The 13,731-nt window shown below is 61.5% G+C and carries 11 protein-coding genes; 5 read left to right on the top strand and 6 right to left on the bottom strand.

What is annotated here, in order from left to right; genetic code table 11:
- Positions 1-40: 40 nt before the first annotated feature.
- The 5 genes from KKO72_RS17740 to KKO72_RS17720 form a co-directional block, all read right to left on the bottom strand.
- Positions 41-1,900, bottom strand: coding sequence for a hypothetical protein (locus tag KKO72_RS17740; RefSeq protein ID WP_214942063.1), 1,860 nt, complete (start codon positions 1,898-1,900; stop codon positions 41-43).
- Between the two features lie 69 nt (positions 1,901-1,969).
- A complete protein-coding gene (locus KKO72_RS17735) occupies positions 1,970-2,341 on the bottom strand; it encodes a hypothetical protein (RefSeq protein ID WP_214942060.1) in 372 nt (123 codons plus the stop codon).
- Between the two features lie 27 nt (positions 2,342-2,368).
- On the bottom strand, positions 2,369-3,586 hold the full coding sequence (locus KKO72_RS17730) for a multidrug effflux MFS transporter (RefSeq protein WP_214942057.1): 1,218 nt from the start codon (positions 3,584-3,586) through the stop codon (positions 2,369-2,371).
- A gap of 374 nt (positions 3,587-3,960) precedes the next feature.
- Positions 3,961-5,454: a glycerol kinase GlpK gene (glpK, locus tag KKO72_RS17725; protein WP_214942053.1), complete on the bottom strand. Its 1,494-nt coding sequence runs from the start codon at positions 5,452-5,454 to the stop codon at positions 3,961-3,963.
- Between the two features lie 24 nt (positions 5,455-5,478).
- Complete coding sequence (locus KKO72_RS17720) at positions 5,479-6,249, bottom strand: DeoR/GlpR family DNA-binding transcription regulator (RefSeq protein WP_214942049.1); 771 nt, start codon at positions 6,247-6,249, stop codon at positions 5,479-5,481.
- Between the two features lie 133 nt (positions 6,250-6,382).
- Here KKO72_RS17720 and glpD point away from each other — a divergent pair, with 133 nt between their 5' ends.
- Genes glpD through KKO72_RS17695 form a run of 5 tightly spaced genes read left to right on the top strand, consistent with a single transcriptional unit; the run spans position 6,383 to position 13,242 of the window.
- Positions 6,383-7,933 carry a glycerol-3-phosphate dehydrogenase gene (glpD, locus tag KKO72_RS17715; protein WP_214942046.1) on the top strand — a complete coding sequence of 517 codons (1,551 nt, stop codon included), beginning with the start codon at positions 6,383-6,385 and terminating at the stop codon, positions 7,931-7,933.
- 56 nt (positions 7,934-7,989) lie between these two features.
- On the top strand, positions 7,990-8,955 hold the full coding sequence (locus tag KKO72_RS17710) for a TRAP transporter substrate-binding protein (protein WP_214942043.1): 966 nt from the start codon (positions 7,990-7,992) through the stop codon (positions 8,953-8,955).
- 18 nt (positions 8,956-8,973) lie between these two features.
- Positions 8,974-9,504, top strand: coding sequence for a TRAP transporter small permease (locus tag KKO72_RS17705; RefSeq protein ID WP_078364238.1), 531 nt, complete (start codon positions 8,974-8,976; stop codon positions 9,502-9,504).
- The gene (locus KKO72_RS17700) at positions 9,501-10,805 is read left to right on the top strand and encodes a TRAP transporter large permease (protein WP_078364239.1); all 1,305 of its coding nucleotides are present in this window, start codon (positions 9,501-9,503) and stop codon (positions 10,803-10,805) included. The genes KKO72_RS17705 and KKO72_RS17700 overlap by 4 nt, the downstream gene beginning before the upstream one ends.
- A gap of 13 nt (positions 10,806-10,818) precedes the next feature.
- Positions 10,819-13,242, top strand: coding sequence for a TIM-barrel domain-containing protein (locus KKO72_RS17695; protein ID WP_214942040.1), 2,424 nt, complete (start codon positions 10,819-10,821; stop codon positions 13,240-13,242).
- A 117-nt stretch (positions 13,243-13,359) separates the two neighbouring features.
- Here the strand turns inward: KKO72_RS17695 and KKO72_RS17690 are convergent.
- The coding region (locus tag KKO72_RS17690) for a mannonate dehydratase (RefSeq protein WP_214936525.1) at positions 13,360-13,731 on the bottom strand (372 nt) is incomplete at its 5' end.

Here is a 13,731-nt window from a genome sequence, read left to right as displayed (position 1 = left end):
GGCCGTCACCCCATCCCGCTGGGTGGAAACAAGCGCCGATTTAGCCCAACCAGCCCAAAAACCACATCACCCCAACGGCCACCACCAGCATCAGCACCAGGTAGGGCCAGCTCGACGGTTTGTCGGCGTAGGGGTCGCTCAGGCTGCGCTGGGCGTTGGCAGGCAGCTGCGCAATCTGCGTGAGCGAAGTGCCAAACGGGATGTTGATGCGCGCCCGTGCATTGATGGCCCAGCCATTGGCGTCCAGGATCGGGCCCAGGTTGCGGGCGCGCAACTTGAACCAGGCCAGCAACACCGCAGGCCCCGAGATCAGCAACATCACCCCCAACACCACCAGCGGCCACTGCCACCAAGCCAGCGAAAACAGCCCACTGACCACCGACACCGCCATGGTGCCGACCGCACCCAGCGCCAGCCCGATGGCGGCAAAAATACCGGCAAATTTGCCCACATCAAACGGCGGCGGCGGTGGCGCCTTGGCAGCATCACCTGCGGCGGCCTTGGTGCTGGCGCTCAGAGCCGCGCCCACCAGTTTGTCATCCGCCGCTTTGGCTTTGCTGGCGGCCAGTTTTTGCATCTGGCTGCCCACGGCGCGCGCCACCTGTTTGTAAGGTGACCAGAACGCCTGGCGCAGACTGATCGGGTGGTCAATGATCTTGGTGATGGTGGCGTCCCAGTCACGGCCTTGGCGGTCGTAAAACACACCATTGCGCCCGACCATGAGCTGGTCCGAGTCGCCCGCAGTGAAGGCGGCGGCGATGCTGAGTTTGTCTGCCCCGCGCACACAGTCGCAATACACCAGGCACAGCCGGGACAGGCCCGCCAGCGCGGCATGTTTGGCCGCATCGTTGACCGCCACACACAACTCACACGAACGCCCGTCGAGGTACAGCGTGCCGATCTGGAAGGTGGCTTTGCCCTGGCGGGTGTAGAAGTCGCGAAACGCGACAAAGTTGTTGGCCAGCGGCTGCAGGTCGCGCACATAACGGGCCAGTTGTTCCAGGTCGCGCACACCGTCGCCCTCAGCCGAGGGGTCGGGTTTGGCCGCCAGCCAGGTGGTGTAACTGGCCAATTTGCTCTGGATGCTTTGCCAGTCGACCGGGCTGAGCTGGTCTTGCGCACCGAGCAGCGGCGTCACCACGGTGTCGCGCAGGGCTTGGATGCGTGTTGCCCAGGCCGGGTTGATGCCACGGGTCAAGGGCAACACAGCGTCTGAGGTGACATGGGCCAAAGGCAGGTCGCTGATGCCTGGGCTGCTGGTCTGCAGGCTGGCGGGGGCCAGGGCTTTGAGCGCGTCTTCAGACGCATTGAGCACACCACCAGCACGTTCATCAAAGGCGGCAAGCTGGCAGCGGGTGAAATAGTCCTGCACCTTGCCATCGAGCTCAGTCACCAGCGCATGGGCAGCGGCGGTGGCGTCGCCCAGCGGCAGCGCGTCATGGCCATCGGCTTCCCATGCGGCCAGCGCACGTGTCGCGTGGCTGACCTGGGCGGCGCTGGCCTCGGCCACGGTCAGCACATCGGACTCGGTCTTGCCGAGTTCGCGGGCCAGCACCAATGCGGCGGCTTTGATCAACTTGCCGGATTCGTCATCATCACGGATCTGGGCAATGGGCACACCCTCGCACTTTTGCACCAGCAGCTCGGGGTTGAGCAGACGGCCATGGGCCCAGCGGATGGCGGCCAACAACTCGGGCGCCCGCACATGGCCATCGTTGTCGCTGTCGATGAACTGCAGGCTGCGGGCGTCAAACTCGATGCCCTTGACCGGGCACGACAAGGCGACCCAGAGTTTCTGGTCCAGCTCACTCAGCGCCAGCAGGTCGGCTGCTGTGTCGAGTTGCACCTGGTCAAAACCACCTGCCCGAAAAAAACGCCATGGATGAGAGTCAGTGGCCACAATGGCTCCTTGTGTGATGGGATGCCCCAGATATTAGTGCCTGTCTCGCACCCGGTAACCCTGCGTGAACTACAAAACAAAAGCCCAGGCCAAAAACAGCACAAACCCGGCGGACCCCAGCAAAGCGTGGATGGCCAGCACCCAGGCACTCCCCTGGCGTGACCAGCGCCGTGCCAGCACCGAGGTGGCAAACCCCGTGATGACCGCAGTGGCCAACACCAGTGCAGTCGATTTGCCCAGCGCACCAGCGGCGACGACACTGCCGTCGGGTGCACCACGCAACAACATCACCACCATCTCCAGCCCCACCACCCCCAGGATCAGGTGAAAGCCGATGTGGATCGGGTTGCTGCCCAGGCGGCGCAGAAACTGCCAGCCCATCCACAAGCCCAAGCCCATCGAGGCACTCAGCAGCAGCAACAGCGGCAGCATCTGCGTCATGTCATGGCCCTGCTTCAAGATCCGGGGTCAGGCACCGATGCTCGCCCAGCGCCGACGCAGCAACACCCAGGCCACCAGGCCAATCGACAACAGCGCCAGCGAGGTGGCCGCCAGCCCGACGGTGGAATGCATCACCAGCGGCGCAATCACCCCGGCCACCAGACCGTTGGCGCTGGAGCCCACAAAGGCCTGCAGGCTCGAGGCCATGCCCCGGCGGTCCGGGTGCAGGTCCAGCACCAGCAGCGTCACCACCGGCACCATCACCGCCCAGCCAAAGGAAAAAATCGCAATCGGGAACATGGCCCAGGCCGCATGGGCGGTGAACAGCGTATTGGCCAGCAGATTCAGTACCGCCATGCTGAGCATGATCACAAAGCCGTTGCGGATCTGGCGTTTGGGGGCAATCCGCCCGGCCATACGACCACTGACCCAGGCGCCACTCATGATGCCACTGATGGTGAGCACAAAAAACCAGAAAAACTGCGTGGGCGGCAGGGCCAGATGCTCGCCCAGAAACACCGGGGCCGACAACACATACAAAAACATGCCGTTGAACGGGATGCCGCTGGCCAGCGACAGCAACAAGAAACGCGGATCACGCCCGAGCTGCCAGTAACCCTGCATCAGGTTGCTGATCTTGAGCGGTTGACGGTGGCTCAGGTGCAGCGTCTCGGGCAACAAGCGGTAGTTGGCCAGCCACAGAAACACACCGACCCCGGTGAGAAACCAGAACACGCTGTGCCAGCCCAGGTGGGCAAACAACACCCCGCCAATCATCGGCGCCACCGCCGGTGCCACACCAAAGTAGATGGTGATCTGGCTCATCACCTTTTGCGCCTGCGCAGGCGGGAACATGTCACGCACCACCGCGCGTGAAACCACAATGCCCGCGCCGGTGGTCAGCCCCTGCACCGCGCGGAAAAACACCAACTGGCCAATGCTTTGAGACAGCGCACAGCCCATCGAGGCCAAGGTGAAAGCTGCCAGCCCCCACAACACCACTGGCCGGCGCCCGACGCTGTCAGACAGCGCCCCATGGAACAGGCTCATGAAGGCAAAACCGAACAGATAGGCCGACAGCGTCTGCTGCATCTGCACCGGCGTGGCGTTGAGGGACGCGGCAATGCCCGAAAACGCGGGGATGTAGGTGTCAATCGAAAACGGCCCGAGCATGCCCAGCATGGCCAGCAGCACCGCCAGCGCCCAGCGTGGCGCCTGCCAGATGTGGTGTGCGTCAGGATTCATCAGAGGCCACTTCCGGCAAGACAGCGCATAAACAGAGAGAACACAACATCAGAAACAACAAGAGTTGGGGACCGGCGGCTGGGCCGGTGCCTGGGTGACAGAAAGAACGCGAGGAGGCGCCCCCTGGGCTAGGTAGAACAAGCAGCTTGCTCGGTTCGAGGCCACCAAAGGTGCAAGCCGCCCGGTCTGCACCATGGGTGGTCTGGGCGCCAAGGCTGCCGTCAAGCCACGGGGAGCACGGACTTTAGCACTACCACCAGCAACACCGCCACACCCGCTGAAATAGCACTCAAAATGGCTTTCAGCCCTTATGAATAAAGGGCCTGTAGCTACTTATTTTGAAATGGCGCGTGGGCTGCGCCACCTGAGCCAACTCAAGCCAGGGTGGCTTGGCGCACCGCGTGCTCCCACTGCGCCATCAACTCAGCAGCGCGCTGGGGCGACATGGTGGGCAAAAAGGTGCGCTCGGGCTGCCACAGGGACTCCAGCTCTTCCAGCGTCTGGTACACCCCGGTGCCCAGGCCCGCCAGATAAGCCGCACCCAGCGCGGTGGTCTCAACCACCTTGGGCCGGACCACCGGCACACCGAGCAGGTCAGCCTGAAACTGCATCAGCAGGTCGTTGACGCAGGCGCCACCGTCCACCCGCAACTCGGTGATCGGGGCACTTTGCCCCGCCGCCGCATCGCGCCCCATGGCGCCCAGCAGTGCGGCGCTTTGAAAAGCGATGCTCTCGAGCGCGGCGCGGGCAATGTGCCCCAGGCCGGTGCCGCGTGTCAGACCCACAATGGCACCGCGCGCCTCAGGCTCCCAGTACGGTGCGCCCAGACCGGTAAAGGCCGGCACAAACACCACCCCGCCCGAGTCCGGCACACTTTGCGCCAGAGCTTGCACCGCCGTGCTGGAGTCAATCGCACGCAGGCCGTCACGCAGCCACTGCACCACCGCACCACCGATAAACACACTGCCCTCCAGTGCGTATTGCGGGCCAACGCCCACCTGCGCGGCGCGGGTGCTGATCAACCCGTTGCCCGAGGTTTGTAACTGGTCTGCGGTGTGCATCAGCAAAAAACAACCCGTGCCATAGGTGTTCTTGGCCAGACCCTTTCGAAAACAGGCCTGCCCAAACAACGCACTTTGCTGGTCACCGGCGATACCGGCAATCGGGATCGACTGCCCAAACAGGCTGGCATCGGTTTCGCCAAACACATGCGAAGAAGGAAACACCTGCGGCAGCAACTGAGGCGGCACCTGCAGCAGGTTCAGCAGCTCCGGGTCCCACTGGCCGGTGCGGATGTTGAACAACATGGTGCGGGAAGCATTGCTGACATCGGTGGCGTGCACCCGCCCGCCGGTCAACTGCCACAGCAGCCAGCTGTCGATGGTGCCAAAAGCCAGTTCACCACACTCGGCTGCGGCGCGTGCACCCGGCACATGGTCCAGGATCCAGCCCACCTTGGTGCCGGAAAAGTAGGCGTCCAGCACCAGGCCGGTACGCTCCTGGATATTGGCCGCCTGGCCCTGGTCGCGCAGACGCTGGCAATCGGGCTCGGTGCGGCGGTCCTGCCAGACGATGGCCTGGTGCAGCGGCACACCGGTACGCCGGTTCCAGACCACGGTGGTTTCGCGCTGGTTGGTGATGCCGATGGCTTTGACCTGGGAGGCACTGATGCCCGCGCGCAACAAAGCGTCTTTGGCGGTGGCCAGCTGGTTGGCCCAGATCTCCATCGGGTCATGCTCCACCCAGCCAGGCTGGGGGTAAATCTGGCGCAACTCACGCTGGGCCGAGGCCACCACGCGACCGGCGCGGTCAAAAACAATGCTGCGTGAGCTGGAGGTGCCCTGGTCCAGGGCCAAAAGGTAGGTCATGGTGACGTGAAAAGAAAAAGTAGATCAGGGAGTGATGACACAACGCACACCGGCTTCGTCAAGCAGTGTGTCAAAAGGTGATGGCGGAGCCAGGTCGGTAAACAGCACATCCACCTGGTCGATGCGCGCCACCTCCGCCATGGCGGGGCGGTTGAATTTGCTGTGGTCGGCAGCCAGCCAGACCTCACGCGCGCGCTCGACGATGGCCCGCGCCACCGACACCTCCCGGTAGTCAAAGTCACGCAATGTGCCGTCGGCCTCGATGCCGGAGATGCCGATCAGGCCGATGTCGACCTTGAACTGGCGGATGAAATCCACCGTGGCCTCACCCACGATGCCGTTGTCACGCGAGCGCACCACGCCCCCCGCCACAATCACCTCAAAACCCGGGTTGGCCGCCAGGATGGTGGCCACATTGAGGTTGTTGGTGATCACCCGCAGGTCCTTGCGGCGCAGCAGCTCGCGGGCCACCGCTTCGGTGGTGGTGCCGATGTTGATGATCAGCGAACAGCCGTCCGGCACCGCGTCAGCCACGGCGCAGGCGATGCGGTGTTTGGCGGCATCGTTGAGCAATTTGCGCTGACGGTAGGCGATGTTCTCGGTGGTGGAACTGGGCAGACGGGCGCCGCCATGAAACCGTGACAACAAGCCCGCATCTGAGAGCAGCTTGACGTCACGGCGAACCGTCTGCAGGGTGACCCCAAACTGCTCGGCCAGCGCCTCGACACTGACCGAACCAAGCTCCTGCACCTTGCTGAGCATGGAGAACTGACGAGGATTCGGATTGAAGTTCATAAACAGCCCAGAACACAGACCATGGCACGTACTATCGTTGAAAAGCTTCGTTTTAGGCTCTAGGGTTTTCCCTATTGTTCGATTTTTAAAAAATGACTCCAATAACGAACGTAAACGAATTTGATACGAACCCATGAATGATCACCCAAGGGCATCTCCCACAGCCAGTTATGACGTGCTGGTGGTTGGCGGTGGCATCAACGGCGCAGGCATCGCGCGCGACCTGGCCGGTCGTGGTCTGTCGGTGCTGTTGGCCGAAAAAGATGATCTGGCCGCACACACCTCGTCAGCCTCAACCAAACTGATACATGGTGGCCTGCGCTACCTCGAATACTATGAGTTCGGGCTGGTGCGCAAGGCCCTGGCCGAGCGTGAAGTGTTGCTGCGCAGTGCCCCCCACATCATGTGGCCGCTGCGTTTTGTCATGCCACACGATCCCGCCATGCGCCCTGCCTGGATGATCCGCATCGGCCTGTTCCTGTATGACCATCTGGCACGGCGCGAGCTGCTGCCCGGTTCGCGCGGCTTGAATTTGCGCCAACACCCGGCTGGTGCACCACTGCAGAGCCGTTTCAAACAGGGTTTTGAGTACTCCGACGGCTGGGTCGATGATGCGCGCCTGGTGGTGCTGCTGGCCATGGATGCGGCAGAACACGGCGCCCGCATCTGCACCCGCTGCGAGGTGACCCAGGTGCAACGCACTGGAGACACCGGCTGGCAGGTGAACTTGCGTCATCGGGATGGACACATCGAGCCCGTGCAGGCCCGCGCGGTGGTAAACGCCACAGGCCCCTGGGCCAGCCAGTTTCTGCGTGACAGCGCACAACACAAAGCGGTGCGCTCGTTGCGGCATGTCAAGGGCAGCCACATTGTGGTGCCCAGAGTGTTTGAGCACGACTACGCCTACATCTTTCAGAACGCCGACCGGCGCATCATCTTCGCCATTCCCTATGAGCGTGACTTCACCCTGATCGGCACCACCGACATTGAGTACCACGGTGGTCTGGATGCGGTGCACATCAACCAGGACGAAGTCAGCTACCTGTGTGAGCAGGCCAGCCGCTACTTCCAAAAGCCCATTCGCGAGCAAGATGTGGTCTGGAGTTATTCCGGCGTCAGGCCCCTACTCGATGCGGCCGAAGGCACCGACGCTTCGGCCGTCACACGCGACTACGAACTAGAGCTCGACACCCAAGCCGCCCCTCTGATGTCGGTGTGGGGCGGCAAGATCACCACCTTCCGCAAACTCGCCGAAGAGGCTGCCGACCGCCTGTGTGCGGCATTGGGTGCAGGCAATGCAGCCTGGACCGCGCACGCCAGTTTGCCGGGTGCGGACCTGTGCAAAGGACTTGAGTTACCGGCCGGTTCCGTAAAGGACATGCCACATGCGCTGGAGATGCTGGTACGCCAGCACCCGGAACTGCCCCCGGCGTTATTGCAGCGCTGGTTGCGCTCGTATGGTTCGCGGCTGCAGACCTTCCTGAAGGTCGGTGCCTTGGGCCAGCAAGTCGCTCCAGGCTTGTTCGAGGCCGAACTGCACTATCTACACCAGCACGAGTGGGCGCGTTGCGCTGACGATGTGTTGTGGCGACGCAGCAAACTGGGCCTGCACCTGACTGAGACAGAGCGCCAGCAGGTGGCGAGCTGGTGCCAACAACACTGGCCGACATCCGGCCCCAATTGATTTTTACCATTTCCCAAACCCCGCCCACGGGCGCTTATCACGAAGGAGATTTTGCGATGAAACTGACAAAACTTGCTGCCACCCTGGTGCTGGTCGGACTTGGCACCAGCGGCGCCTGGGCCGAGACACTGCGGCTGGCACACGGTCTCAATGACAAACACCCGGTGCATCTGGCCATGGTGCGTTTTGCCGAATTAGCCAAGCAAAAGTCCAACGGCGAACTCGAGATCAAGATTTTCCCCAACGGCACCCTCGGCCAGGAACGTGAAACGCTGGAACAGGTGCAAAACGGCATTCTCGAGATGACCAAGGCCAGCGCCTCGCCGCTGGAAACCTTTGCCCCGGAATACAAGGTGTTCAACCTGCCCTTCGTGTTCCGCAACAAGGACCACTTCTTCAAGGTGCTCGACGGCCAGGTCGGTGAAACGATCCTGAACGCATCCAAGAACCGTGGCTTCATCGGCCTGACCTTTTATGACTCGGGTGCTCGCAGCTTCTACGCCAAAAAGCCGATCAACACGCCTGATGATCTGAAAGGCATGAAGATCCGCGTACAACAAAGCCCAACCACGATCAAAATGATCCAAGCGCTGGGTGCATCCCCCACCCCCATGGCCTGGGGTGAGGTGTATCCCGCGTTGCAAGCCGGTGTGGTGGATGGCGCCGAGAACAACGTCACCGCCCTGACCACCGGCCGCCACGGTGAAGTCAGCAAGTTCTTCTCGCAGACCGAACACCAAATGGTGCCTGATGTGCTGGTGATCTCCACCGCCAAGTGGGACAGCTTGAAGAAACCTTTGCAAGATGCGCTGCGCTCCGCCGCCCACGAATCGTTTGTGTACCAACGTGGTCTGTGGGCTGAAGCCGAAAAGACCGAAGCGGTTGCTGCAGAAAAAATGGGCGTGAAGTTCAGCACCCCAGCCAAACAACCGTTTGTGGACAAGGTCAAGCCGATGCTGGATGAAGAGCGCAAGAACGCACGTATCGCCGGTTTGCTCGATCAGATTGCAGCCACTCGGTAAACCACTCAGAGAAACATCATGATGAGATTGCTACGAACCGTGATCGACCGCCTGTTGCAGGCGGGTTTGATCATTTCCTTCACCGTGCTGGCGCTGTGTGTGATCTGGCAGGTGATCAGCCGCTACGCGCTGGGTAACCCGTCCATCTTCACGGAGGAAGTATCACGGTTTGCAGTGATCTGGCTCAGCCTGCTCGGAACGGCTTACGCCTGTGGCAGGCTGGAGCACATGGCCTACGACATGCTGGCCGAAAAGTTGCAGGGCCAGGCCCTGTTGACCCACATGCGTGCTGTGGCAGCCCTGGTGCTGGCCTTCTCGGCGACGGTGTTCTTGTATGGCGGGCTCAAACTGGTGCTGCGCGCCTTTCAGGTGGAGCAGTTCTCCGCCACGCTGGAGGTACCGATGGGCTACGTCTACAGTTGTATTCCGATCGCGGGGGCATGCATCGTGTTCTACGAGATTGCGATTCTTGTGAATCCCGCCAGCTTCAGGCGCGCCAATGAGGTGGAAGAAGCGATTGAACATGTGAACAAGGAGTTGGCCGCATGAACGCGCTGATGATTCTGGGCGTGGTGTTCACGCTGTTGTTGTTCTTTGGTGTGCCGGTGAGTTTCTGCATCGGCATTGGTACGGTGCTGGCGCTGTTCACCGTGACCCCGTCGATTGACACCGCCTTGATCGTGTCGGCCCAGCGGGTCGCGTCCAGCCTGGACAGTTTCACGCTGGTGGCCATTCCCTTGTTCATCCTGGCCGGGGGCCTCATGAACACTGGTGGCATTGCGCTGCGACTGATTGACTTGGCCAAGGTGCTGGTGGGCTGGTTACCAGGTTCTCTGGCACAGATTTCGGTGGTGGCCAATGCACTGTTTGGCGCCATCTCGGGCTCGGCTGTGGCCAGTGCCGCCAGCGTCGGCTCGACCATGTCGCCGCTGCAACGCAAGGCGGGCTACAACATGCCGATCTGCGCCGCAGCCAATGTGGCGGCCTCCCCCTGTGGTTTGCTGATTCCTCCTTCAGGCGCTTTGATCATTTATTCGCTGATTTCGGGCGGCACACCGGTGGATGTGCTGTTTGTGGCCGGGTACATCCCTGGCATCCTGATGGCTCTGTCGATCATGGTCTGGATACACATCCTGGCCAAACGCGGCGACCTGCCCAATGATGTGCACAGATACACCCGTCAAGAAGCGCTGCTGACATTCTGGCGCGCGCTGCCTGCGCTGACGATGGTGCTGATCATCATGGGAGGCATCGTGGGTGGCATCTTCACCGCCACGGAGGCCGCCGGTGCCGCTGCAGCCTACACCCTGATCCTCAGTCTGCTGTACCGCAGCCTGACCTGGAAAAAGCTGTTCGATGCGATGCTCAATGCTGCCGTCGGCACTGCTGTGGTGATGCTGATGGTGGGTGTGTCCATGACGATGTCGTGGCTGCTGGCGAGCACCGGCTCGATCACCGTACTCAGTGACGCCATCACCAACTTCTCGGACAACCCCTACGTGCTGCTGACACTGTTCAACGTGTTGTTGCTGCTGCTGGGAACTTTCCTGGACATCACGCCGGGCTTGCTGATCTTTACACCGATCTTCTTGCCAGTGGCGATGAAGCTCGGCATCTCGCCGGTGCATTTCGGCATCATCATCACGTTCAACCTGTGCATCGGCCTGGCCACCCCCCCGGTGGGCAGCACACTGTTTGTGGCCGCCCGAATGGCCAATGTGACACTGGCGCAACTCACCAAACCATTGATGCCGATGTTCTTCTTCCTGATCGTGGCCTTGTGCATGGTCACCTACATCCCGGCACTGTCCCTGTGGCTACCTCAAGTGGTACTGGGCAAGATTGGCTAACTGGACTCCCCTCATGAGACTTGACCAAATTCCTCTTTTTTCACTCGATCCTGCCAGCAGCGGCAACCATCTGGTGCTGCGTAGCGCCGAGGGTGCCTTGGCCCATGTGTTTGTGCTCGAACACGACATCGTCCGTCTGCTGGTGTTGCCCGATGCCACCCTGCACTTTCCCCGCACCTGGGCCATTGCGCCCGGTCTGGACGACATTGCGGCCGAGGGCCGTGACCGCTTTGACCTCTCGGGTTTTGCGCTGCCAGACTTTGAGCTGGCCCAGGATGCCGACACCCTGACGGTCACCACCCGCGACCTGCGCCTGAGCATCCAGCTCAAAGGCCTGTTCTGCCGCTGGGAGGTCAAACGGAGTGGTGTCTGGCAAGCTGCGGCCAATGACCGACCGACCCAGGCCTACAACTTTGGCTGGTGGGACCAGCGTGTTTACCACTACCTGCAGCGCGAACGCGGTGAGATGTACTTTGGCCTGGGCGAGCGCACCGGCCTGGCCAACCGCGCCGGTCAGCGTTACCAGATGTGCAACCTGGACCCAATGGGTTACGACGCCCGCAGCACCGACCCGCTCTACAAACACATCCCGTTTTACCTGACCCACAAGCCAAGCAGCGGTGTTTGTTTTGGCCTGTTCTACGACACCTTGTCCGAGTGTGTGTTCGACATGGGCAAGGAAATGGACAACTACCACGGCCACTACCGCTACTTTGTGGCCGAACATGGCGACCTGGACCTCTATTTCATCGCAGGCGACGGCCCGGCCGCTATCACCCAGCGCTACACCTGGCTGACCGGCAGACCGGTGTTTGCGCCGAAATTTTCGTTGGGCTACTCGGGCTCGACCATGAGTTACACCGATGCGCCCAACGCCCAGGAACGCATGGGTGAGTTTCTGGCGCGTTGCCAGGAACACGACATCGCCTGTGAGTCTTTCCATCTGTCCTCGGGTTACACCTCGATTGGTGGCAAACGTTACGTCTTCCACTGGAACCGCGACAAGTTTCCCGACCCGTCCGGGTTTGCCGCCAGTTACCTGGCAAAAGGTGTTCGCCTGTGTGCCAACATCAAACCCGCGCTCTTGCACGACCACCCGCGTTTTGCCGAAGCAGCCGAAGCTGGCTTGCTGATCCAGGACCCCGATGGTCAACCCACAGCCGTGCAGTTCTGGGACGACACTGGTGCCTACCTGGACTTCACCAACCCGGCCACCATCAGCTGGTGGAAAGAACGCGTGACCGAGAGCCTGTTGGAGACCGGTATCGCCGCCACCTGGAACGACAACAACGAGTACGAAATCTGGAGCACCCAGGCCCGCATGTTTGGTTTCGGTGAGCCACGCCCGGCGGTCGAGGCCAGGTCCTTGCAAACCCTGCTGATGATGCAGGCCTCCCACCAGGCGCAGCAGGCTTTTGCGCCTGAGGAGCGGCCCTGGCTGATCTCGCGCTCGGGCACGCCGGGCATGCAGCGCCATGTGCAAACTTGGTCGGGTGACAACTACACCAGCTGGGACACGTTGCGTTTCAACATCCGAATGGGCCTGGGTCTGGCGCTCTCTGGCGTGTCCAATACCGGGCATGACATTGGAGGATTCTCCGGGCCAGCACCCGGACCCGAACTGTTACTGCGCTGGGTACAGAACGGCATTTTCCTGCCGCGTTTTTCCATCCATTCCTGGAACGACGACGGCACGGTGAATGAGCCCTGGATGTACCCCGAGATCACGGCACGCATCCGTGAACTGATCGCCCTGCGGGTGCGCCTGACGCCCTACCTGTACCACCTCTTGTGGCGCTCCCACTCGGCTTACGAGCCGATGATCCGCCCGACCTTCCACGACTTTCCGGCGGACGCGCAGACCTGGGCCGAAAACGACGACATGTTGCTCGGACCCAATCTGCTGGTGGCCTCGGTGGTGGAGCCAGGTGCCACGGACCGGCGTCTCTGGCTGCCCGCTGGCAGCGACTGGCTGGATTTCTGGAGCGGCCAACGCCACCACGGTGGCCAATGGCTCACGCTGGCGGCACCGCTGGACAGCAGCACACCACCTTTGCTGGCGCGTGCAGGCTGTGCCATCCCGCTGAACCTGGCGCCGGTGCATTTTGGGCAAACGGCCGATGTGCGAGGCTTCCAAGTGTTTCCTCTGGAGACCGGGGCGTTCGAAGCCACATGTTTTGAGGACGACGGCCACAGCCAGGCTTATCAACAAGGCCAGTTCGGCTTGTGGACATTGGCCGTCCAATGTGATGCTGAGGCGCTACGTATCCAGATAGCCAAGTCTGGGCAAAAACCACCCGTATCCAATGAGGTGACGCTCCTGATACCGCAAGCGGACCCGCGCTCGGTTGCGGTCGAAGGCGCCACGCTGCTGTCGGAAACCAGTCAGGGAGCCTGGCGTTACCTCACACTGCGTCTGGCAGCGACCGGTGCGTGAAATTTCAGGGACCTTGATATAAAAATAGCTGCTAGCCCTTATCCATAAAGGGCTAGCAGCTATCACTTTTAAAGAAGCCGCCACACCGGTTCACCCCGGCGTGGCGGCTTTCTGTTGTCAGACCTTAGCCGGCGTGTATTTACTCACCGCTTCCCACAAGCCATTGAGGTAGACCGCCCCCAAGGCGCGGTCATACAAGCCATAACCGGGCTTGCCCGTCTCACCCCAGATCATGCGGCCATGGTCAGGACGCCAGTAACCCTCAAAACCCACATCGTGGTAGGCCTTGACAATGGCCGCCATGTCCAGCGAGCCATCACAGGAGTTGTGGGTGGACTCGTAGAAGGTGCCATCGGGTTCGACCTTGACGTTGCGCAAGTGACCAAAGTGGATACGACCCTGGCCACCAAACTCTTTGACCAACGACGGGATGTTGTTGCACAGGTCCGCACCCAGCGAGCCTGAGCACAGGGTCAGGCCGTTGGAGGA

Source organism: Rhodoferax sp. U11-2br (assembly GCF_018619435.1).
Classification (GTDB): Bacteria; Pseudomonadota; Gammaproteobacteria; order Burkholderiales; family Burkholderiaceae_C; genus Rhodoferax.
The sequence above is the reverse complement of the archived record's forward strand: the minus strand, read 5'-3'. Positions and strand labels throughout refer to the sequence as shown.